A 20,016-nucleotide genomic window follows, 5' to 3' on the forward strand; every position below is an offset into this window, starting at 1 on the left:
GGGTTGATTGCCATTCCCCAGGGCCGCCGCTACAGTGACGGCCCGTTTTTGTTGCCTTGCTAACGAAATTATGACGCCCCTAGAACGATATCAAGCTGATCTGAAACGCCCTGAATTCTTCCATGATGCGGCGCAGGAAAATGCCGTGCGTCATTTGCAGCGCCTGTACGACGACCTCGTCGCGGCCTCGCAGAACAAGCCCGGTATGTTCAGCAAGCTGTTTGGCAAGAAAGACCAGACGCCGGTCAAAGGCCTGTACTTCTGGGGCGGCGTTGGCCGGGGCAAGACCTACCTGGTGGACACCTTCTTCGAAGCGCTGCCGTTCAAGGAAAAGGTGCGCACGCACTTTCACCGCTTCATGAAGCGCGTGCACGAAGAGATGAAAACCCTGCCGGGTGAGAAAAACCCGCTGACCATCATCGCCAAGCGCTTTTCCGACGAGGCCAGGGTGATCTGCTTCGATGAGTTCTTTGTCTCCGACATCACCGACGCGATGATTCTCGGCACCTTGATGGAAGAGCTGTTCAAGAACGGCGTGACCCTGGTCGCCACCTCGAACATCGTGCCCGACGGCTTGTACAAGGATGGCCTGCAGCGTGCGCGCTTCCTGCCGGCCATCGCGTTGATCAAGCAGAATACCGAGATCGTCAACGTCGACAGCGGCGTCGACTACCGCCTGCGTCATCTCGAGCAGGCGGAGCTGTTCCACTTTCCGTTGAACGAGGCGGCCCACGAAAGCCTGAAAAAAAGCTTCCGCGCTCTGACGCCGGAATGCACCCAGGCGGTGGAAAACGACAAGCTGATGATCGAGAACCGCGAAATCATCGCCTTGCGTACCTGCGACGACGTGGCCTGGTTCGAGTTCCGCCAGCTGTGCGACGGCCCGCGCAGCCAGAACGACTACATCGAACTGGGCAAGATCTTCCATGCGGTGATCCTCAGCGGCGTGGAGCAGATGAGTGTGACCACCGACGATATCGCGCGGCGGTTCATCAACATGGTCGATGAGTTCTACGACCGTAACGTCAAGCTGATCATCTCGGCGGAAGTCGAGCTCAAGGACCTCTACACCGGCGGTCGCCTGAACTTCGAGTTCCAGCGCACGTTGAGCCGGTTGCTGGAGATGCAGTCCCACGAGTTCCTGTCGCGCGGGCACAAGCCGTAAGCAATCTGCAGAGCAATGGAGGTTCAGTGTGGGAGCCGGGCTTGCCCGCGATAGCGGTGTGTCAGCAACTAATCTGCTAGTTGATACACCGCTATCGCAGGCAAGCCAGCTCCCACATGGGTTTGTGTTTGCTTGGTTTATGCGGCTTGCTGGAATTGCTGGCGGTACTGGTTCGGTGACAGTTCGGTGTGCTGCCTGAACAACCGCGCGAAGAAACTCGCATCGTCATAACCCACCTCATAGCTGATGGTCTTGATGCTCTTGCGGCTGCCCGAGAGCAGGCCCTTGGCCGTCTCGATACGCAGGCGTTGCAGGTAGTGCAGCGGCTTGTCGCCGGTGGCGGTCTGGAAGCGGCGCATGAAGTTGCGAATGCTCATGCCGTGCTCGCGGGCCACGTCTTCGAAGCGAAACTTGTCGGCGAAATGCTCTTCGAGCCAGTGCTGGATCTGCAGGATGATGACGTCCTGGTGCAGCTTTTGTCCGCCGAAGCCGATGCGTCCCGGCGAGTAACTGCGCTGCACCTCATAGAGGATGTCACGGGCCACGGCCTGGGCGATGTTGGCGCCGCAGAAGCGTTCGATCAGGTAGATGTAGAGGTCGCAGGCCGAGGTGGTGCCGCCGGCGCAGTACAGGTTATCGGCGTCGGTCAGGTGCTTGTCCTGATTGAGGTGAACCTGGGGAAAGCGCTCGCTGAAGGCCGTGAAAAAGCGCCAGTAAGTAGTGGCCTCCTTGCCATCAAGCAGGCCGGCTTCGGCCAGCCAGAACACCCCGGTGGCTTCGCCGCACAGTACGGCGCCACGGGCATGTTGCTCGCGCAGCCATGGCAGCACTTGCGGGTAGCGGGTGCACAGGGTTTCGAAGTCGTCCCAGAAGGCCGGTAACACGATGATGTCGGCGTCTTCCAGGCCGCCGTCAACCGGCATGATCACGTCGCTGAAGCTGCGCACCGGTTGGCCGTCGGGGCTGACCAGGCGGGTTTCGAAGCCCGGGTTCAGGCCCAGGCCCTGCTGTTTGCCGTAGCGCAGGCTGGCGAGGTGAAAAAAATCCTTGGCTTGCATGAGCGTGGACGCGAACACCCGGTCGATGGCCAGGATGCTGACGCGCCGCAACAGCGTGGAGGCTTGGTTGGACATGATTTCATTTATTCTTATAGGGGAAAGTGGTCACCAGACGGCTGGATCGTCTTATTTTTCGCCAGCCGTGTCCAGCCCCCTGTGACGCTGTCGGGAGCGAGCACCCACTTACATTCAACGGTGTTTACCGATCAAGTGTGGGAGGGCGCCTGCTGCCGATAGCGGTTTACACACCCATCAAGGTGCAGGGTTGGGATGCTCCTTCTGAATCGCCTCGATGCCGTCCAGCACGTCCCTGGACAACTTCAGCTCGGCACTGGCAATGTTGCTGTCCAGTTGCGCCAGGCTTGTGGCGCCAATGATATTGCTGGTCACGAACGGCTGCTGCGTGACGAACGCCAGGGCCATCTGCGCCGGGTCCAGGCCATGCTCCCGCGCCAGCGCCACATAGCGGCTGCAGGCCGCTTCCGACTGCGGGTTGAAGTAGCGGCTGAAGCGGCTGTATTCCGTCAGCCGCGCCTTGGCCGGGCGGGCGCCGTTTTCGTATTTGCCGCTGAGCATGCCGAACGCCAGCGGCGAGTAGGCCAGCAGGCCGCACTGTTCGCGAATCGCCACTTCCGCCAGGCCCACTTCAAAGCTGCGGTTGAGCAGGTTGTAGGGGTTCTGGATCGACACCGCACGCGGCCAGCCACGGGCTTCGGCCAGGGCCAGGAATTTCATGGTGCCCCATGGCGTTTCATTGGACAGGCCGATGTGGCGGATCTTGCCAGCCTTGACCTGCTCGTCCAGCGCTTCGAGGGTTTCCTCCAGTGGGGTGATGTCTGGCTGATCCTCGTGCTGGTAGCTCAGCTTGCCGAAGAAGTTGGTGTTGCGCTCCGGCCAGTGCAGTTGGTAGAGGTCGATCCAGTCGGTTTGCAGGCGCTTGAGGCTGGCGTCCAGCGCCTGCACGATGTGGGTGCGGTTGTGTTTGAGGTTGCGGTCACGGATATAGTCGATGCCGTTGCCGGGGCCGGCGATCTTGCTGGCCAGGATCCAGTCGGCACGGTCGCCGCGGCTTTTGAAGTAGTTGCCGATATACCGCTCGGTGGTGGCATAGGTGTCGGCCTTGGGCGGCACGGGGTACATTTCGGCGGTATCGAGGAAATTGATTCCGGCTGCCTTGGCCCGTTCAATCTGGGCGAAAGCCTCTGCCTCGCTGTTCTGTTCACCCCAGGTCATGGTGCCCAGGGCTATCGCGCTCACGTTCAGATCCGTACGGCCCAGCTGTCGATAATCCATCGGGTACTCCTTGCAGGGAAAACAATCATAAAAGCAGGTTGAATTTTTTTTCGCAATCTGCATAATTGCCCACCTCTTTCTGCAGTGGAAGTGATGCGCCGTCTGCCGAAGAATCTTGCCGTTGAACGGACGCGCCGACCCGAGCCCCCGATAGCGTCTGTATCCGGCTGCCTTTGACTTGTCAAAGTACGCACTATTCAGTAAGATCCGCCGTCTAATTTACAGGGCGGCCCCTGAGGCTATTAAAGAATGACAACTTTTACTGCAAAACCGGAAACAGTTCAGCGCGACTGGTTTGTCGTCGACGCCGCTGGTCAGACCCTGGGTCGTCTGGCCACTGAAGTCGCCAGCCGTCTGCGTGGCAAGCACAAGCCTGAGTACACCCCTCACGTTGATACCGGTGACTACATCGTGATCATCAACGCTGAGCAGGTACGTGTTACCGGCAACAAAGCGCAAGACAAAATGTACTACCGTCACTCCGGTTTCCCAGGCGGTATCAAGTCTTCCAACTTTGAAGGCCTGATCTCCAAGAAGCCTGAAGCCCCGATCGAAATCGCGGTCAAAGGCATGCTGCCGAAGGGCCCACTGGGTCGCGATATGTTTCGCAAGCTGAAAGTCTATGCGGGCGCTGTACACCCTCATGCTGCTCAGCAGCCCCAAGAACTGAAGTTTTAACGGAATAGTTCATTATGTCGGCGACTCAAAATTACGGCACTGGCCGTCGCAAAACCGCAACCGCACGCGTTTTCCTGCGTCCGGGCACTGGTAACATCTCGATCAACAACCGCACTCTGGAAAACTTCTTCGGTCGCGAAACTGCCCGCATGGTAGTTCGTCAGCCGCTGGAACTGACCGAGACCGTTGAAAAGTTCGACATCTACGTCACCGTTATCGGTGGCGGTGTAAGTGGTCAGGCTGGCGCAATCCGCCACGGTATCACTCGCGCTCTGATGCAGTACGACGAAACCCTGCGTGGCGCTCTGCGCAAAGCTGGCTTCGTGACTCGCGATGCCCGTGAAGTTGAACGTAAGAAAGTCGGTCTGCGTAAAGCGCGTAAGCGTCCGCAGTACTCGAAGCGTTAATTCGCTTTACGTTCCACAAAAACGCCCAGTCTCCTCACGGAGCTGGGCGTTTTTTATTGCTCGGGATTCGTGCGTATTTTCCTCGGTGACAACATGCCACGTCCGTATAGTCCTTATACTTCAAGGGCTGTTGGCCAGGCTCAGGGGGACTCCCTTTTCACGGATGTGGCTTTTAACTACCATCCGACAACGCTTTTACAGGCAGAGATTCAACACTGAGCAGGCGCCTGATTTAGCGGGCTATAGAGCTGATGGGGGGGAGGATTGAATGAGCAATGACGGCGTGAATGCAGGCTGGCGTCGCTTCCTGGTAGCAGCCACCTCTGTGGTGGGTGCTGCTGGAGCGGTGGGGGCTGCGGTCCCGTTCGTGGGGTCATGGTTCCCCAGCGCCAAGGCGAAAGCTGCGGGCGCGCCGGTGAAGGTGAATGTCAGCAAGATCGAGCCTGGGCAGCAGATGATTGTCGAGTGGCGCGGCCAGCCGGTGTTCATTGTGCGTCGTACCGAGGAAATTCTGAGGAATCTGAAAAGCCTCGAAGCCCGTTTGTCTGACCCCAGCTCCGAGAACTCCGACCAGCCCGCCTATGCCAGGAATGAAGTGCGTTCGATCAAACCCGAGATTCTGCTGCTGGTCGGTTTGTGTACGCACCTGGGTTGCTCACCGACGTTTCGCCCTGAAGTCGCACCGGTCGACCTGGGCAAGGACTGGGTTGGCGGCTACTTTTGCCCGTGCCACGGGTCCCATTACGACCTCGCCGGGCGCGTCTACAAATCCCAGCCTGCACCGCTGAACCTGCCCGTGCCGCCGCATTCCTACGAAACGGACGACGTAATTGTCATTGGCCTCGACCAGGAGAACGGATGATGAGCAAGTTCATGGACTGGATCGATGCGCGCTTTCCCGCCACCAAACTGTGGGAAGGCCACCTCAGCAAGTACTACGTGCCGAAGAATTTCAACTTCTTCTACTTCTTCGGCTCCCTGGCCTTGCTGGTGCTGTTCAACCAGATCATTACCGGCGTCTGGCTGACGATGAGTTACACGCCCACGGCTGAGGAAGCGTTCGCCTCCGTTGAAGGCATCATGCGTGACGTCAACCATGGAGCCACCCTTCGAACGCTGCATGCCGTGGGCGCCTCGATGTTCTTCATCGTCATCTACCTGCACATGTTCCGTGGCCTGCTTTACGGTTCCTACCAGAAGCCCCGCGAGCTGGTGTGGGTGTTCGGCATGCTGATCTACCTGGCGCTCATGGCAGAAGCTTTCATGGGCTATCTGCTGCCATGGGGGCAGATGTCGTACTGGGGCGCCCAGGTGATCATCTCGCTGTTCGGCGCAATTCCGCTGATCGGCAACGACCTGGCCCAGTGGATCCGGGGTGACTACCTGGTTTCCGGCATCACCCTGAACCGTTTCTTCGCGTTGCACGTCGTGGCCCTGCCGATCGTGATCCTGGGGCTGGTGGTGCTGCACATCCTGGCGCTGCATGAGGTGGGGTCCAACAATCCGGATGGCGTGGACATCAAGCAGCACAAGGATGAGAACGGCATTCCGCTGGACGGTATTCCATTCCACCCTTACTACACCGTGAAAGACCTTGTCGGCGTGGTGGTATTTCTATTCGTGTTCTGCTCGATCGTGTTCTTTTTCCCGGAAATGGGCGGTTACTTCCTCGAGAGACCCAACTTCGAACCCGCCAACCCTCTCAAGACGCCCGAGCACATTGCCCCGGTCTGGTACTTCACGCCGTTCTACGCGATCCTGCGCGCCATTCCCGACAAATTCATGGGCGTGATCGCCATGGGTGCCGCTGTCGCGGCGTTGTTCGTGTTGCCCTGGCTCGACCGTAGCCCGGTCAAGTCAATGCGCTACAAGGGCTGGCTGAGCAGGCTCTGGCTGTGGCTGTTCTGCATGTCGTTCGTGACGCTGGGCGTGCTGGGGCTACTGGCGCCGACGCCTGGGCGCACGGTGTTGTCGCAGGTCTGCACCTTCCTGTACTTCGCCTACTTCATGCTGATGCCGTTCTATACCCGGATCGAGAAGACCAGACCGGTTCCGCAAAGGGTGACGGGCTGATGAAAAAACTATGTGTGGCATTAATGCTGGCTGCGCTGCCACTGCTGGCCTGCGCCGCCGAGCATGACGCACCGCTGGAGCACGTCGACATCGACGTGTCCGACAAGGTCGCCCTGCAGGACGGCGCGCGCACCTTCGTCAACTATTGCATGGGCTGCCACAGCGCCAAGTACCAGCGCTATGAGCGCGTGGCCGACGACCTGGGCATCCCTCACGCGCTGATGCTGGAGAAGCTGGTGTTCACCGGCGCCAAAATCGGCGACCACATGGACATTGGCATGCAACCTGCGGATGCCAAGGCCTGGTTCGGCGCGGTACCGCCCGACCTGACCCTGGTGGCCCGGGTTCGCGGCAACGATTGGCTGTACGGCTACCTCACGTCGTTCTACGAAGACCCGGCCCGCCCATGGGGCGTGAACAACAAGGTCTTCCCGAATGTGGGCATGCCGAACGTTCTGGTCGGCCTGCAGGGTCGCCAAGTGGTAGGATGCACGCAGGTTCAGGCCGTTGAAGATGGCAAGAAGCAATATGACCCGTTGACCGGTACGCCGCTGACCCATCAAGCGTGTGATCAACTGACCATCCTGCCCAACACCGGTACGCTGAACGAAGAGCAGTTTGACGAGAAGGTCAGAAACCTGGTGACCTTCCTGGCCTACTCGGCCAACCCGGTCAAATTGCAGCATCAGCGCATCGGTACGTACGTCTTGCTCTACCTGGCTTTCTTCTTTGTATTCGCCTATCTGCTCAAACGTGAATACTGGAAAGATGTGCATTGATCCAACCGTAAGCAATTGCTGTTAATCTTGCGCGCCCAGCGGCTTCTCTGACTACACGGCGACCTGGTTGAACCGGGTGCTGCAGAGAGGCGCCCTGGGCGCGCTCGTTTTTGAGCTTTCGATAATTTCAACAAGCGAGGAGGACCGCCATGGGCGTGACCAACCGGTTGGCCTGTTACTCCGACCCCGCCGACCACTATTCCCACCGAGTACGTATCGTGCTCGCAGAGAAGGGTGTCAGCGCCGAGATCATCAGTGTGGAAGCGGGTCGTCATCCGCCGAAGCTGATCGAAGTGAACCCTTACGGCAGCTTGCCCACCCTGGTCGATCGTGACCTGGCGTTGTGGGAGTCGACCGTGGTGATGGAATACCTGGATGAGCGTTACCCGCATCCGCCCTTGCTGCCGGTGTATCCGGTGGCGCGCGCCAACAGCCGCCTGTTGATTCACCGGATCCAGCGCGACTGGTGCGGGCTGGTGGATGTGATCCTCGATTCGCGCAGCAAAGAGGCAGCCCGTGTCGTGGCGCGCAAGGAATTGCGCGAGAGCCTGACAGGCGTTTCGCCGCTGTTCGCGGATAAACCTTTTTTCCTCAGCGAGGAACAAAGTTTGGTGGATTGCTGCCTACTACCCATACTCTGGCGCTTGCCGATCCTGGGCATTGAATTGCCACGGCCGGCCAAGCCGCTGCTTGATTACATGGATCGCCAATTTGCGCGTGAGGCTTTCCAGGCGAGTCTGTCTGGCGTCGAACGCGACATGCGCTAAGGCTTAAGGAGCCGTTGATGAACTCCAGTCGACCCTATTTGGTCCGCGCCCTCTACGAGTGGATTGTGGACAACGATTGCACCCCGCACATGCTGGTCAATTCCGAATTCCCCAAGGTGGATGTACCTCAGGGTTTTGCCAGTGACGGACAGATTGTGCTGAACGTATCACCCAGTGCCGTGCGCCACCTGCACATGGACAACGAAGCCGTCAGCTTCGAAGGCCGTTTCGGCGGTGTGCCGCATACGCTGTTCGTGCCGATTGGCGCCATCCTCGGCATCTACGCCCGGGAAAATGGCCAGGGCATGGTGTTTGATCTCGAATCGCCTTTCGAGGACGAGCCATCCATCGAAGACGACGGCGGTAATGATCTGCCGCCGCCGGATTCGGAGCCACCGCGCCCCAGCGGCCGGCCGAGCTTGAAAGTGGTGAAGTAAAGGGTTTGTCCTTGCGGACGCTCCCAATCAATGCCCCGACCTGTGTCGGGGCATTTTTTTGCGCGCAGGATAGGGGTGAAAGTCGCGCCTGGACGGTGATCGTACAACCACCATGGGCTATGATGCGTGTTCAAGCTCACCGAGAAAGATGATTCATCATGGAAAACGCCAGCACCGCCCCTCGTCTTCCCCGCAAGCGCCGCAGCCTTGCCCAGGAATTGGTCACGGTGTTGTCCGAGCAGATCCGTGACGGCCAGCTCAAGCGCGGTGACAAGTTGCCCACCGAGTCGGCGATCATGGACGCCCATGGGGTCAGCCGCACGGTGGTGCGCGAAGCCATCTCGCGCCTGCAGGCGGCGGGGCAGGTGGAGACCCGCCACGGCATCGGCACCTTTGTGCTCGATACGCCAAGCCCCAGCGGCTTTCGCATTGACCCGGCCACCGTGGTGACCCTGCGTGACGTATTGGCGATCCTCGAGCTGCGTATCAGCCTGGAGGTGGAGTCGGCGGGCCTGGCTGCCTTGCGCCGCAGTGATGAGCAACTGGCCGCCATGCGCGCCGCCCTCGACGCCCTCAACGAAAGCGCCGCCCACGCCGGCGACGCGGTTGCCTCGGACTTTGCGTTTCACCTGGAAATCGCCCTGTCCACCGGCAACCGTTACTTCACCGACATCATGACTCACCTGGGCACCAGCATCATCCCGCGAACCCGCCTGAATTCGGCGCGTCTGGCCCATGACGACCAGCAGCACTACATGGTCCGCCTGAGTCGCGAACACGAAGAAATCTACGACGCCATCGCCCGCCAGGATTCGGACGCGGCCCGCGCCGCGATGCGCCTGCACCTGACCAACAGCCGCGAGCGCCTGCGCCATGCCCATGAAGAGGCAGAGGCGCAGCGCAACTGAAGCAGAGGTTGCACGCGGTCAAAATGTGGGAGGGGGCTTGCTCCCGAAGGCAGTGGGTCAGTCAACATCAATGTTTGATGGATCGACGCTTTCGCGAACAAGTCGCACCACCGCTCCCACAGGGGATCTGCGCTTAACTGACTGGCATCAGAGCAAACCCCTCCCACATTGATTTCCATCGTCTGGAAAATCCTGCTGCACACCCGTTGCGATGAATTGCAGTTGACGAATCCTTTTATAGTTGTACGATGACGTACGACATCATCACAACCAACAATAACCTTTCGACAGAAAGTTTTCGCCCAGGGTGTTCGAATAATGAATCCACAAGAACTGAAGTCCATCCTTTCCCACGGTCTGCTGTCTTTCCCGGTGACCGATTTCAACGCCCAGGGTGACTTTCACCAGGCGGGCTATATCAAGCGTCTTGAGTGGCTGGCCCCGTACGGCGCCACGGCCCTGTTCGCCGCAGGCGGCACCGGTGAGTTTTTCTCCCTGGCGGCCAGCGAATACTCCCAGGTGGTGAAAACCGCAGTCGATACCTGCGCCTCCAGCGTGCCGATTCTTGCCGGTGTGGGCGGTGCGACGCGCCAGGCCATCGAATACGCCCAGGAGGCCGAGCGCCTCGGTGCCAAGGGCCTGCTGCTGCTGCCGCATTACCTCACTGAAGCCAGCCAGGACGGGGTTGCCGCCCACGTTGAAGCCGTGTGCAAATCGGTCAAGATCGGCGTCGTGGTGTACAACCGCAACGTTTGCCGCCTGACTGCGCCGCTGCTGGAACGCCTGGCCGAGCGCTGCCCGAACCTGATCGGCTACAAGGACGGTCTGGGTGACATCGAGTTGATGGTGTCGATCCGCCGTCGTCTGGGTGACCGTTTCAGCTACCTCGGCGGCCTGCCGACTGCAGAGGTTTACGCCGCTGCCTACAAGGCCCTGGGCGTGCCGGTGTACTCCTCGGCGGTGTTCAACTTCATCCCGAAAACCGCGATGGACTTCTACCACGCGATTGCCAAAGACGACCACGCCACCGTGGCCAACATCATCGACGACTTCTTCCTGCCGTACCTTGATATCCGTAACCGCAAAGCCGGCTACGCCGTGAGCATCGTCAAGGCGGGTGCGAAAATCGCTGGCTACGACGCAGGCCCGGTGCGCACGCCGCTGACCGACCTGCTGCCGGAAGAGTACGAAGCCCTGGCCGCGCTGATCGACAAGCAAGGCCCGCAATAACTTATCAACAAGGCCGCTGAGCAATCAGCGGCCTTTTGCGTCAGGAGAAGATTCGTGTCCCAAGCAAAGCGTTTTGAAAACTACATCAATGGCGAATGGGTAGCCGGTGCCGACTACTGCACCAACCTCAACCCGTCGGAGTTGTCCGATGTCATTGGTGAATACGCCAAGGCCGATGTCGCCCAGGTCAACGCTGCTATCGACGCCGCCCGCGCTGCGTTCCCGGCCTGGTCCACCTCCGGGATCCAGGCTCGCCATGACGCGCTGGATAAGGTCGGCAGCGAAATCCTCGCCCGCCGCGAAGAACTCGGCACCCTGCTGGCGCGGGAAGAGGGCAAGACCCTGCCCGAGGCCATTGGTGAAGTGACCCGCGCCGGCAATATCTTCAAGTTCTTCGCCGGTGAATGCCTGCGTCTGTCCGGCGACTACGTGCCCTCGGTACGTCCGGGCGTCAACGTCGAAGTCACCCGCGAAGCATTGGGCGTGGTCGGCCTGATCACCCCGTGGAATTTTCCGATCGCCATCCCCGCCTGGAAAATCGCCCCGGCCCTGGCCTACGGTAACTGCGTGGTGATCAAACCGGCTGAGCTGGTACCCGGCTGCGCCTGGGCCCTGGCCGAGATCATCTCGCGCGCGGGCTTCCCCGCCGGTGTGTTCAACCTGGTGATGGGCAGCGGTCGCGTGGTCGGTGACGTGCTGGTCAACAGCCCGAAAGTGGATGGCATCAGCTTCACCGGCTCCGTGGGCGTCGGGCGCCAGATCGCTGTCAGCTGCGTGTCGCGCCAGGCCAAGGTGCAGTTGGAAATGGGCGGCAAGAACCCGCAGATCATTCTCGATGACGCCGACCTCAAGCAGGCTGTCGAGCTGTCGGTGCAGAGTGCGTTCTACTCCACCGGCCAGCGCTGCACCGCGTCGAGCCGTCTGATCGTCACCGCCGGTATTCACGACCAGTTCGTCGCGGCGATGGCCGAGCGCATGAAGTCGATCAAGGTCGGCCACGCCCTCAAAAGCGGTACCGACATCGGCCCGGTAGTGTCCCAGGCCCAACTGGACCAGGACCTGAAATACATCGACATCGGCCAAAGCGAAGGCGCGCGGCTGGTGAGTGGCGGCGGCCTGGTGACTTGTGACACCGAAGGCTACTACCTGGCGCCAACGCTGTTTGCCGACAGCGAAGCGGCGATGCGCATCAGCCGTGAAGAGATCTTCGGCCCGGTGGCCAACGTGGTGCGCGTGGCGGATTACGAGGCGGCGCTGGCGATGGCCAACGACACCGAGTTCGGTCTGTCGGCGGGCATCGCCACCACGTCCCTGAAATACGCCAACCACTTCAAGCGCCACTCCCAGGCCGGGATGGTGATGGTCAACCTGCCCACCGCCGGCGTCGACTATCACGTGCCGTTTGGTGGCCGTAAAGGCTCGTCCTATGGCTCGCGCGAGCAGGGCCGCTATGCGCAAGAGTTCTACACCGTGGTGAAGACCAGCTATATCGGTTCGTAATACGCAACACCTGTGGCAACGCTGTCTGTGGGCGCTGGCTTGCCTGCGATGCAGTCACCTCGGAGTGTCAATCACTCCACGGTGATGCTATCGCAGGCAAGCCGGCTCCTACAGAAAGCGTTGTCCGCAGCACAACTTGATGACCCGCAAAAAAAATAATTAGTGGGAGTACTTCTACATGCAAGCGACCAAGCCGACCCACGTCCGCTATTTGATCCTGCTCATGCTGTTTCTGGTGACCACGATCAACTACGCCGACCGGGCCACCATCGCCATCGCCGGCTCCAGCCTGCAAAAAGACCTCGGCATCGACGCGGTCACCCTCGGTTATATCTTCTCTGCATTCGGTTGGGCCTACGTGGCCGGGCAAATTCCCGGTGGCTGGCTGCTCGATCGGTTCGGCTCGAAGAAAGTCTATGCCCTGAGCATCTTTACCTGGTCGCTGTTCACCGTGCTGCAAGGCTATGTCGGAGAGTTCGGTATCTCCACCGCCGTGGTTGCGCTGTTCATGCTGCGCTTCATGGTGGGCCTGGCCGAAGCACCGTCGTTTCCTGGCAATGCCCGTATCGTCGCGGCGTGGTTCCCCACGGCCGAGCGCGGCACGGCATCGGCGATCTTCAACTCGGCGCAGTACTTTGCCACCGTGTTGTTCGCGCCGCTGATGGGCTGGATCGTCTACAGCTTCGGCTGGCAGCACGTGTTCATCGTGATGGGCGTGATCGGCATCGTCTTCTCGCTGATCTGGCTGAAAGTTATCCACAGTCCGCGCCAGCACCCGATGATCAACGCAGCCGAACTCGATTACATCGCGGCCAATGGCGCGATGGTCGACATGGATCAGGACAAGGGCAAGGGCAAGAAAACCGACGGTCCGAAGTGGGATTACATCCGCCAGTTGCTGACCAACCGCATGATGCTCGGCGTGTACCTGGGCCAGTACTGCATCAACGGCATCACCTATTTCTTCCTGACGTGGTTTCCGGTGTACCTGGTTCAGGACCGTGGCATGACCATCCTCAAGGCCGGTTTCATCGCCTCGTTGCCGGCCATCTGCGGCTTTATCGGCGGTGTGCTGGGCGGGGTGATTTCCGATTACCTGCTGCGCAAGGGGCATTCGCTGACTTTCGCGCGCAAGGCGCCGATCATTGGCGGCCTGCTGATCTCCAGCAGCATCGTGGCGTGCAACTACGTGGATATCGAATGGATGGTGGTGGGCTTCATGGCCCTGGCCTTCTTCGGCAAAGGCGTTGGCGCACTGGGCTGGGCGGTGGTGTCCGACACCTCGCCCAAACAGATCGCCGGCCTCAGTGGCGGCTTGTTCAACACCTTCGGTAACCTGGCGTCGATTACCACGCCTATCGTGATCGGTTACATCATCAGCACCACCGGCTCGTTCAAATGGGCGCTGGTGTTCGTCGGTGCCAACGCGCTGGTGGCGGTGTTCAGCTACCTGGTCATCGTTGGTCCGATCAAGCGTGTAGTCCTCAAAGAGCCGCCAAGCAAGGGGCCATCGTTGACCAACCTAACCGAAGCGCATTCCTGAGAGGCCCCGTGATGCAATTGATTGAACATGCCGACTCGCCGCGCTCGATCCGTTTGCACGAGCGCGACAACGTGGTGATCGTGGTCAATGACCAGGGCGTCCCGGCCGGGACCGAGTTCCCGGACGGCCTGGTCACCGTGGATTTCATCCCACAGAGCCATAAGGTGACGCTGGAAGATATTCCCGAAGGCGGTCAGATCATTCGCTACGGCCAGACCATCGGTTACGCCCTGGCGCCGATCCCGCGCGGCAGTTGGGTGCAGGAAGACCAACTGCGCATGCCCACCGCGCCGCCGCTGGACAGCCTGCCGCTGTCCACCGAGGTGCCTGAAGCCCAGGCACCATTGGAAGGGTTCACGTTCGAGGGCTATCGCAACGCCGACGGCACGGTGGGCACGCGCAATATCCTCGGCATCACCACCACGGTGCAGTGTGTCACCGGCGTGCTGGACCATGCGGTCAAGCGCATCAAGGACGAATTGCTGCCCAAATACCCGCATGTCGATGACGTGGTGGCGCTGACCCACAGCTACGGTTGCGGCGTGGCGATCACCGCGACTGACGCTTACATCCCGATCCGCACGGTGCGCAACCTGGCACGCAACCCGAACCTGGGCGGCGAAGCGCTGGTGATCAGCCTGGGCTGCGAGAAATTGCAGGCCGGGCAGGTGATGCATGAGAACGACAGCTCGGTCGACCTGAGCGAGCCGTGGCTGTATCGGCTACAGGATTCCAGCCACGGCTTCACCGAAATGATCGAGCAGATCATGGCGCTGGCCGAAACCCGCCTGAAAAAACTCGACCAGCGTCGCCGCGAAACCGTACCGGCGTCCGAGCTGATCCTGGGCATGCAGTGCGGCGGCAGCGATGCGTTTTCCGGCATCACCGCCAACCCGGCGCTGGGCTATGCCTCGGATCTACTGTTGCGGGCCGGGGCCACGGTGATGTTTTCCGAAGTGACCGAAGTTCGTGATGCCATCTACCTGCTGACGTCGCGCGCGCAAACGAAGGAAATTGCCCAAGAGCTTGTGCGGGAAATGGACTGGTACGACCGCTACCTGGCCAAGGGCGAGGCGGACCGCAGCGCCAACACCACGCCGGGCAACAAGAAGGGCGGGTTGTCGAACATTGTCGAGAAGTCCCTGGGCTCCATCGTCAAGTCCGGCAGCAGCGCGATCAGCGGCGTGCTGGGCCCCGGCGAGCGGTTCAAGGGCAAAGGCCTGATCTTTTGCGCGACGCCGGCCAGCGACTTTGTGTGCGGCACCTTGCAACTGGCGGCGGGTATGAACCTGCATGTGTTCACCACCGGGCGCGGCACGCCTTACGGGCTGGCGATGGCGCCGGTGGTGAAGGTGTCGACGCGTACGGAGCTGGCGCAGCGCTGGCCGGACCTGATCGACATCGACGCCGGACGTATCGCCACCGGGCGGGCGAGTATCGAGGAGCTGGGCTGGGAGTTGTTTCACTTCTACCTGGACGTGGCCAGCGGCAAGAAACAGACGTGGGCCGAGCATCACAAGCTGCATAACGACATCACCCTGTTCAACCCGGCGCCGATTACCTGAGACCGCGTCGCCTGCATCGGGAGCAAGCCCCCTCCCACATTTGACTGCATTCACAGTTCACAATGTGAGAGGGGGCTTGCTCCCGATAGCGGCCTACCAGACGCCACCGCGCCGCATGGCTTATCATTGGCCCTCTGACGACGCGCAAAGGTTCTCCCCGGCATGCTGGCTATCTTCCTAACTACCCTCACCATCACCGCGCCGGTGTTTGCCATGCTGTTTCTCGGTGTGCTGCTCAAGCGCATCAACTGGATCAACGACAACTTTATCCACACCGCCTCATCCCTGGTGTTCAACGTCACCATGCCGGCGCTGCTGTTTCTCGGCATCCTGCACGCCGACCTGCATGCCGCGCTCCAGCCGGGCTTGCTGATCTATTTTGCCGTCGCCACCGTACTGAGTTTCGCTTTTGCCTGGGGCTGGGCGATTTTTCGCTGCAAGCCGGCAGACCGGGGTATCTATGCCCAGGGCGCGTTTCGCGGCAACAACGGGGTGATCGGCCTGGCGCTGGCCGCCAGCATGTACGGCGACTATGGCATCTCCCTGGGCGCCGTCCTCGCGGCGCTGGTGATCCTGCTCTATAACACGCTGTCGACCATCGTGCTGGCGGTGTACAGCCCGGTGATCAAGTCCGACCCATGGAGCATCTGCAAGAGTGTGCTGGCCAACCCGCTGATCATCAGCGTGATCGTCGCCGCGCCGTTCGCCTACTTTCAGCTCGGCGTGCCCGGCTGGCTGGAAAAATCCATGCAGTACCTGGCCGACACCACGCTGCCATTGGCGCTAATCTGCATCGGCGGCACCTTGTCCCTGGCGGCGCTGCGCAAGAGCGGCAACATGGCGCTCAGCGCGAGCCTGATGAAGATGGTCTGGCTGCCGATCGTCGCAACCCTGGGAGCGTGGCTGCTGGGTTTTCGCGGGCCGGAGCTGGGGATTCTGTTTCTGTACTTCGGTGCGCCCACCGCCGCAGCCAGTTATGTGATGGCCCGTGCGGCCGAGGGCAACCACGAGTTGGCGGCCGCGATTATCGTGATCACCACGCTAATGGCGGCGGTGACCACCAATATCGGGATTTTCGTGTTGCAGGCAGGTGGCTGGATCTGAGGTTGCGGTGGGCTTGCCTGCGATGCCTACCTGAAGATCACTGCTGCTCTGCCTGATACACCTCAATCACTTCCTGCGCCGCCCGAAACGCATCAATCGCTGCCGGCACGCCGGCATACACCGCGCAATGCAGCAGTGCCTCGCGAATCTCTTCCACGGTACAGCCATTGTTCAACGCGCCGCGCACGTGACCCTTGAGTTCCTGCGGACACTTGAGCGCGGTGAGGGCGGCGAGGGTGATCAGGCTGCGGGTCTTGAGCGGTAACCCTTCGCGATTCCACACACTGCCCCAGGCATGGTCGTTGACGAAGTCCTGCAACGGCTGGGTGAACGCGGTGGCATTACCCAGGGCTCGGTCGACGAACACATCGCCCATCACTTGGCGACGCATGGCGACGCCGGGTTTCTTCTGATCGGTCATTGCGGTTCCCTCTTGTGTTGGCGGCGCCAGGCGCGCAGCGTGCTGAACAGCAGAAAAGCCACCAGCGTCGGCAGGACGTAATACAGCATCAGGTGTTCAAGCTTGCCGGCCAGGGGCATGCCAGTGGTGAACGCCATCACATGCAGCCCATAGGCGAGATACAGGCCCAGCATCACCAGGCCTTCGGCGCGGGTCACGCGGTAGCCGCTGTAGAACACCGGCAGGCACAGTAACACCACGCCGAGCATCACCGGCAGGTCGAAATCCACGGCATTGGGCGACACCGACAGTGGCGTCGGCGCGAGCAGGGCGGTGAGCCCCAGCACCCCGAGCAGGTTGAACAGGTTGCTGCCGATCACGTTGCCCACGGCAATCTCGCGCTCGCCGCGCAGGGCGGCAATCAGTGACGTCGCCAGGCACGGCAAGGAGGTGCCGACGCCGATCAGTGTCAGCCCGACGATACGCTCCGACAGGCCCAGGTCGCCCGCCACGTCCACTGCCGCACCGAGCAGCAGATGCCCGGCCAGTACCAGCACCAGCAGCCCGCCAAAGATGCGCAATACGCTGCTCAGCCATGGTGCCCGGGCCACGGTGTCGAGGGTGCGCGGGCGGCGTGAGTGACGCGTCTGGTAATGCAGCACGCCGAGGTAGGCCAGCAGGGCGACCAGCAATAGCAGGCCGTCGAGCGGTGTCAGTTCCTCATTGGCGGCGAGGGTGAACACCAGCAGCGCAGCGACGATCATCACCGGGATGTCCAGGCGTACCAACTGGCGCGACACCCGCAGCGGGATGATCAGTGCCGCGAGGCCCAGGGTGACGAGGACGTTGAAGATGCTACTGCCGATCACGCTGCCCACGGCAATATCGGTGTTGCCGGCGAGCGTGGCCTGCAGACTGACGGTCATCTGCGGCGCGCTGCTGCCGAAGGCGACGATGGTCAGGCCGATGATCAGCGGGCGCACCTTGAGGCTCGCGGCCAGGCGTACGGCGGCGCGCACCAGGACTTCGGCGCCGAGGATCAGCAGCAGCAGGCCGCTGACCAGTTCGAGCAGGCTCCAGGGCGAGAGGGCGGTTAGTGCGGAAATGACCGGTGCTCCTTCTTCAATTGCTCATGGCCTGCACGCGAACCGGCGCAGTACCGCTGCTCAGCATGCCCAATTGCGCGGCAGCCTTGCGTGAAAGGTCGATCAGGCGCCCACGGGCATGCGGGCCGCGATCATTGATGCGCACGATCACGGAGCGGTTATTGTCGAGATTGGTCACCTTGACCTGCGTGCCGAAGGGCAGGCGCCGATGGGCGGCGGTCAGGGCGTTCTGGTTGAAGGGTTCACCGCTGGCGGTTCGGTTGCCATGGTGTTTGGCGCCGTAATAAGAGGCGGTGCCGGTTTCGTCGTAGCCATTGGGGTCGATGAGGCCGCTGGCGCAGCCGGCAAGCAGAGAGAACAGGGCCAGCAGGCCGAGTAGACGCTTCATGTTCAAGGTTCCCCCATTACAAATGTGGGAGCGGGCTTGCTCGCGAAAGCGGTGGATCAGTCAGCAGATTCGTTGCTTGACACACCGCATTCGCGAGCAAGCCCGCTCCCACAAGGGGTCAGAGTTGGACGTGAGGTCCTGCTCCGACCATTTCACCGCGTTTAGCCTTCGAGTTTGCTTTTCAGCAGCTCGTTCACCTGTTGCGGGTTGGCCTTGCCTTTGGACGCTTTCATCGCCTGGCCGACAAAGAAACCGAACATCTTGCCGCGTTTGGCTTCATCCGCCGCGCGGTATTGTTCGACCTGTTCGGCATTGGCCGCGAGCATTTCATCGAGTACGGCCGAGATGGCGCCGCTGTCGGTGACCTGCTTGAGGCCGCGTTTCTCGATGATCTCGTCAGCGTTGCCTTCGCCTGTCGCCATCGCTTCGAACACCGTTTTGGCGATCTTGCCGGAGATGGTGTTGTCCTTGATGCGCAGCAGCATGCCGCCCAGTTGCTCGGCCGAGACCGGCGCTTCGTCGATTTCCAGGCCTTGCTTGTTCAGCAGGCTGCCCAACTCGACCATGACCCAGTTGGCCGCCAGCTTGGCGTCACCGGCAATGCTCACGACCTTTTCGAAGTAGTCGGCCTGCTCGCGGCTGGAGGCCAGTACGCTGGCGTCGTACACCGAGAGACCGAACTGCGCCTGGAAGCGCTCGCGTTTCTGCGGCGGCAGCTCCGGCAGGGTGGCGCGGATGTCATTGAGGAACGAATCCTCGATGACCACCGGCAGCAGGTCCGGGTCGGGGAAGTAACGGTAGTCGTTGGCTTCCTCCTTGCTGCGCATGGCGCGGGTTTCATCTTTGTTCGGGTCGTACAGGCGGGTTTGCTGGATCACCTTGCCGCCGTCCTCGATCAGTTCGATCTGGCGACGTACTTCGGTGTTGATCGCCTTTTCGATGAAACGGAACGAGTTGACGTTCTTGATCTCGCAGCGCGTGCCGTACTCGGTCTGGCCTTTTGGGCGCACCGACACGTTGCAGTCGCAACGCAGGGAGCCTTCGGCCATGTTGCCGTCGCAAATGCCCAGATAACGCACCAGCGCGTGGATCGTTTTGACGTAGGCCACGGCTTCCTTGGCGCTGCGCATGTCCGGCTCGGAGACGATTTCCAGCAGCGGCGTACCGGCGCGGTTCAGGTCGATGCCGGTGGCGCCGTTGAATTCTTCATGCAGGCTCTTGCCCGCATCTTCTTCAAGGTGCGCACGGGTCACGCCGACGCGCTTGATGGTGCCGTCTTCCAGCGGAATATCCAGGTAGCCCTTGCCGACGATCGGCAATTCCATCTGGCTGATCTGGTAACCCTTGGGCAGGTCAGGGTAGAAGTAGTTCTTGCGCGCGAACACGTTGTGCTGGCCGATTTCGGCGTCAATCGCCAGGCCGAACATCACCGCCATGCGCACCGCTTCCTGGTTCAGCACCGGCAGCACGCCGGGCATGCCCAGGTCGACCAGGCTGGCCTGGGTGTTGGGCCCTGCGCCGAACGTGGTGGCGCTGCCGGAGAAAATCTTCGATTGGGTGGCGAGCTGGGTATGAATCTCCAGCCCGATCACAACTTCCCATTGCATAGTGTTCT

At 60.9% G+C, this 20,016-nt stretch carries 20 protein-coding genes; 14 read left to right on the forward strand and 6 right to left on the reverse strand.

Annotated features, from left to right (window positions below):
• The first annotated feature begins 70 nt into the window (after nucleotides 1-70).
• Nucleotides 71-1,165, forward strand: a complete 1,095-nt coding sequence (gene zapE, locus TU75_RS04520) for a cell division protein ZapE (RefSeq protein WP_004372268.1) — start codon at nucleotides 71-73, stop codon at nucleotides 1,163-1,165.
• Between the two features lie 137 nt (nucleotides 1,166-1,302).
• Here the strand turns inward: zapE and TU75_RS04525 are convergent, their stop codons facing one another.
• Nucleotides 1,303-2,223 carry a GlxA family transcriptional regulator gene (locus TU75_RS04525; RefSeq protein ID WP_169895159.1) on the reverse strand — a complete coding sequence of 307 codons (921 nt, stop codon included), beginning with the start codon at nucleotides 2,221-2,223 and terminating at the stop codon, nucleotides 1,303-1,305.
• Nucleotides 2,224-2,475: 252 nt separating this feature from the next.
• Complete coding sequence (locus tag TU75_RS04530; RefSeq protein WP_004372264.1) at nucleotides 2,476-3,516, reverse strand: NADP(H)-dependent aldo-keto reductase; 1,041 nt, start codon at nucleotides 3,514-3,516, stop codon at nucleotides 2,476-2,478.
• Between the two features lie 249 nt (nucleotides 3,517-3,765).
• On the opposite strand from TU75_RS04530, the gene rplM reads away from it, so the two are divergent.
• The 13 genes from rplM to TU75_RS04595 all read left to right on the forward strand — a co-directional run bounded on the left by rplM (nucleotide 3,766) and on the right by TU75_RS04595 (nucleotide 16,507).
• Nucleotides 3,766-4,194 (forward strand): 50S ribosomal protein L13, encoded by a 429-nt coding sequence (gene rplM, locus TU75_RS04535; RefSeq protein WP_003171742.1) that lies wholly within the window; start codon nucleotides 3,766-3,768, stop codon nucleotides 4,192-4,194.
• Between the two features lie 14 nt (nucleotides 4,195-4,208).
• A complete protein-coding gene (rpsI, locus tag TU75_RS04540) occupies nucleotides 4,209-4,601 on the forward strand; it encodes a 30S ribosomal protein S9 (protein WP_003216038.1) in 393 nt (130 codons plus the stop codon).
• Nucleotides 4,602-4,869: 268 nt separating this feature from the next.
• Nucleotides 4,870-5,463 (forward strand): ubiquinol-cytochrome c reductase iron-sulfur subunit, encoded by a 594-nt coding sequence (gene petA, locus TU75_RS04545; RefSeq protein ID WP_060548318.1) that lies wholly within the window; start codon nucleotides 4,870-4,872, stop codon nucleotides 5,461-5,463.
• Nucleotides 5,463-6,674 (forward strand): cytochrome b, encoded by a 1,212-nt coding sequence (locus TU75_RS04550; RefSeq protein WP_060548319.1) that lies wholly within the window; start codon nucleotides 5,463-5,465, stop codon nucleotides 6,672-6,674. The genes petA and TU75_RS04550 overlap by 1 nt, the downstream gene beginning before the upstream one ends.
• Nucleotides 6,674-7,453: a cytochrome c1 gene (locus TU75_RS04555; RefSeq protein WP_004372249.1), complete on the forward strand. Its 780-nt coding sequence runs from the start codon at nucleotides 6,674-6,676 to the stop codon at nucleotides 7,451-7,453. The genes TU75_RS04550 and TU75_RS04555 overlap by 1 nt, the downstream gene beginning before the upstream one ends.
• A 149-nt stretch (nucleotides 7,454-7,602) precedes the next feature.
• Nucleotides 7,603-8,220: a glutathione S-transferase N-terminal domain-containing protein gene (locus tag TU75_RS04560; protein ID WP_004372247.1), complete on the forward strand. Its 618-nt coding sequence runs from the start codon at nucleotides 7,603-7,605 to the stop codon at nucleotides 8,218-8,220.
• Between the two features lie 17 nt (nucleotides 8,221-8,237).
• Nucleotides 8,238-8,657, forward strand: a complete 420-nt coding sequence (locus tag TU75_RS04565) for a ClpXP protease specificity-enhancing factor (RefSeq protein ID WP_004372245.1) — start codon at nucleotides 8,238-8,240, stop codon at nucleotides 8,655-8,657.
• 158 nt (nucleotides 8,658-8,815) lie between these two features.
• Nucleotides 8,816-9,565 (forward strand): FadR/GntR family transcriptional regulator, encoded by a 750-nt coding sequence (locus TU75_RS04570; protein WP_004372242.1) that lies wholly within the window; start codon nucleotides 8,816-8,818, stop codon nucleotides 9,563-9,565.
• Nucleotides 9,566-9,883: 318 nt separating this feature from the next.
• Nucleotides 9,884-10,795, forward strand: coding sequence for a 5-dehydro-4-deoxyglucarate dehydratase (gene kdgD, locus TU75_RS04575; protein ID WP_015371166.1), 912 nt, complete (start codon nucleotides 9,884-9,886; stop codon nucleotides 10,793-10,795).
• A gap of 54 nt (nucleotides 10,796-10,849) precedes the next feature.
• Nucleotides 10,850-12,295: an aldehyde dehydrogenase family protein gene (locus tag TU75_RS04580; RefSeq protein WP_060548320.1), complete on the forward strand. Its 1,446-nt coding sequence runs from the start codon at nucleotides 10,850-10,852 to the stop codon at nucleotides 12,293-12,295.
• A gap of 178 nt (nucleotides 12,296-12,473) precedes the next feature.
• Nucleotides 12,474-13,838 carry an MFS transporter gene (locus tag TU75_RS04585; RefSeq protein ID WP_015371168.1) on the forward strand — a complete coding sequence of 455 codons (1,365 nt, stop codon included), beginning with the start codon at nucleotides 12,474-12,476 and terminating at the stop codon, nucleotides 13,836-13,838.
• 11 nt (nucleotides 13,839-13,849) lie between these two features.
• Nucleotides 13,850-15,403 (forward strand): galactarate dehydratase, encoded by a 1,554-nt coding sequence (gene garD / locus TU75_RS04590; RefSeq protein WP_060548321.1) that lies wholly within the window; start codon nucleotides 13,850-13,852, stop codon nucleotides 15,401-15,403.
• Nucleotides 15,404-15,565: 162 nt separating this feature from the next.
• Nucleotides 15,566-16,507 (forward strand): AEC family transporter, encoded by a 942-nt coding sequence (locus tag TU75_RS04595; RefSeq protein WP_060548322.1) that lies wholly within the window; start codon nucleotides 15,566-15,568, stop codon nucleotides 16,505-16,507.
• 37 nt (nucleotides 16,508-16,544) lie between these two features.
• On the opposite strand, the gene TU75_RS04600 is transcribed toward TU75_RS04595, so the two are convergent.
• From TU75_RS04600 to gatB, 4 genes are all read right to left on the reverse strand, one after another.
• On the reverse strand, nucleotides 16,545-16,928 hold the full coding sequence (locus TU75_RS04600; RefSeq protein WP_004372225.1) for a carboxymuconolactone decarboxylase family protein: 384 nt from the start codon (nucleotides 16,926-16,928) through the stop codon (nucleotides 16,545-16,547).
• Nucleotides 16,925-17,971, reverse strand: coding sequence for a calcium/sodium antiporter (locus tag TU75_RS04605; RefSeq protein ID WP_082630287.1), 1,047 nt, complete (start codon nucleotides 17,969-17,971; stop codon nucleotides 16,925-16,927). Before TU75_RS04605 ends, TU75_RS04600 begins: the two co-directional genes overlap by 4 nt.
• Before the next feature lie 58 nt (nucleotides 17,972-18,029).
• Nucleotides 18,030-18,401, reverse strand: coding sequence for a septal ring lytic transglycosylase RlpA family protein (locus TU75_RS04610; RefSeq protein ID WP_004372219.1), 372 nt, complete (start codon nucleotides 18,399-18,401; stop codon nucleotides 18,030-18,032).
• A 161-nt stretch (nucleotides 18,402-18,562) separates the two neighbouring features.
• A complete protein-coding gene (gene gatB / locus TU75_RS04615; RefSeq protein ID WP_004372217.1) occupies nucleotides 18,563-20,008 on the reverse strand; it encodes an Asp-tRNA(Asn)/Glu-tRNA(Gln) amidotransferase subunit GatB in 1,446 nt (481 codons plus the stop codon).
• Between the last annotated feature and the right edge of the window lie 8 nt (nucleotides 20,009-20,016).

The sequence above is a fragment of the Pseudomonas poae genome, assembly GCF_001439785.1.
GTDB lineage: Bacteria > Pseudomonadota > Gammaproteobacteria > Pseudomonadales > Pseudomonadaceae > Aquipseudomonas > Aquipseudomonas poae.